General features: G+C 35.2%; 1 protein-coding gene. It reads left to right on the top strand.

Annotated elements, in window-relative coordinates; genetic code table 11:
- Nucleotides 1-2,419, top strand: a 2,419-nt coding sequence (locus PSU78_RS09490; protein ID WP_300387391.1) for a T9SS type A sorting domain-containing protein, incomplete at its 5' end; no start/stop codon positions are given.
- Nucleotides 2,420-2,500: the final 81 nt, after the last annotated feature.

The raw sequence follows: 2,500 nt of genomic DNA on the forward strand, positions 1-2,500 counted from the left end.
TGTTAATGCATTGCCAACTGCAAGCATTACAGCCAGTGGTTCAAAAACATTCTGCCAAGGTGATTCAGTAACTTTAACCTCATCAAGCGCGAATGCTTATTTATGGAATACTGGCGAGACATCGCAAGCAATCAAAATAAAAGCAAGTGGTAGCTTCTCTGTTAAAATTACAGATAACAATGCTTGTTCAAATACGTCATCAATAGCAAGTGTTGTTGTTAATGCATTGCCAACTGCAAGCATTACAGCCAGTGGTTCAAAAACATTCTGCGATGGTGATTCAGTAACTCTGACTTCATCAAGCGCGAATGCTTATTTATGGAGCAATGGTTCAACATCACAAGCAATCAAAGTAAAAGCAAGTGGTAGCTTCTCTGTAAAAATAACAGATAACAATGCTTGTTCAAATACATCTGCAACCACTTTAATAACAGTTAATGCATTGCCTATAGCTATTGTTACTTCGAACAAGGCTAAAACATTTTGTCAAGGTGATTCAGTTTTATTAACGGCTTCTATAGGCAATGCTTATTTATGGAGCAATGGTGCTACAAATCAAACTATCGCAGTTTTAAAAAGTGGCAACTATTCAGTGGTTGTTACGGATACTAATGCTTGTTCAAATACTTCATCGATTGAAACTGTCCTTGTAAATGCTTTGCCTGTGGCAGCAATAACAGCAAATGGTGCACTTACTTTTTGTAAAGGAGATTCTGTTACTCTTGCTGCGAATCCGGCTAATTCTTATTTATGGAACACAGGTGAAGTGACCGCTGAAATAAAAATAAAAGCAAGTGGGTCATACACAGTAACCATTACAGATAATAACAATTGTTCTTCAACTTCTAGCATTACTCCGATTGTAGTAAATCCACTGCCATTGTCTGAAATTACGGCTAAAGGTTCAACATCATTCTGTGAAGGGGATTCAGTAACCTTAACTGCAAGTATTGCCAATGTTTATTTATGGAGTACAAATGAAAGTTCACCAACCATCACCGTTAAAAACAGTGGACAATTTAATGTAATTGTAACCGATGTTAATGGTTGTTCAGCCAAATCTAATTCAACTATGGTGCAAATGAATAAGTTGCCATTAGCAGAAATTACTGTTCAACAATCTCCTCTGTTATGCGATGGAGATTCAGTAATACTAACTTCAAGTGCTGGTCAAACTTATTTGTGGAACAATGGCGTAAAAACACCGCTATTAATTGTTAAGCAATCTGGTTTATACCATGTTACTATTACTGATGGAAATGGCTGTTCGGCGACAACAAAAAATATTAATGTGGGAATTAATAAACCTATTGTGCCAGTAATTACAGCCATGAGTTCAAACACTTTTTGTAAAGGAGATTCAGTGATTTTAAAAAGTTCAATAGCGAAACAATATACATGGAATAACTTGGAAATTAAATCTTCGATTGTTGCTAAATCGAGTGGGGTATATGCTATTACAACAGTCGATACAAATGGCTGCACAGCTTCGTCATTACCATTAGTAGTTAAAGTAAATGAATTGCCTTCTCGACCAACTATTCAAGCCGACAAATCAACTGAAATTTGCGAAGGTGATACACTCAAACTATTTGCAGGAAATTATAGTGCTTATTTATGGAGTACCAATCAAAAAAATAGCGAAATCAATGTGCTTAATGCAGGTACATATGCTGTTTTAATTACCGATATTAACGGCTGTAAAGCTATTTCATACCCATTAACCGTAACAGTGAATTCCTTGCCTAAAGTTATTATCACGCCAGATGGCCCAACCACATTTTGTGAAGGAGGTTCAGTGGTTTTAAGTGCTAATGTAGCCAGTACCTATTTATGGAACAATAATGAGCAAGTTCAAAATATTTTGATAGATGCTTCGGGTGTTTATACAGTAAGAATTACCGACTATAAGAATTGTTCTAATATTTCTGATCCAATAACAGTGGTTGTAAATCCAATACCGCTAACTCCAATTATCTCTACTAATAAAAATATTTTAACTTGTAATATCTCTACAGGTATACAATGGTATTTTAATGGAGTGGCTATTCCTGGGGCTAATTCACCTCAGTATACCATGACCGAAAATGGGGAGTATACTGTCGAGGTTTCAAATGGCTCATGTTCATCGCTTTCAGAAATATTTGTTTGTACATACTTTAAAAATACCGCCATTGTATCAGTTGGTAAATTAGCAGCTATTAATGTGTATCCTAATCCTACAATTGGCCCGTTGAGTATTGTGTTAGAAGGTCAAGTTGGTGTAAAAATAATCGTATGCAATGCCATAGGTGAAATCATATACAATGAAGATTTTACAGACAAGATTGATTTAACTGGCAACTCATTAGGTGTTTATTTTGTGACTGTATTTACGAATAATGGTCACACTACTCATAAAGTTACACTTTTGAACTAGGTTCTATTTGAAAAATACACTTATAGGGAGTAATAGACATTTTTAATGCTATTTTTAAGACGCAAGCTTCTAATAGACATT

The organism is Methylotenera sp., from assembly GCF_029945705.1.
Classification (GTDB): Bacteria; Pseudomonadota; Gammaproteobacteria; order Burkholderiales; family Methylophilaceae; genus Methylotenera.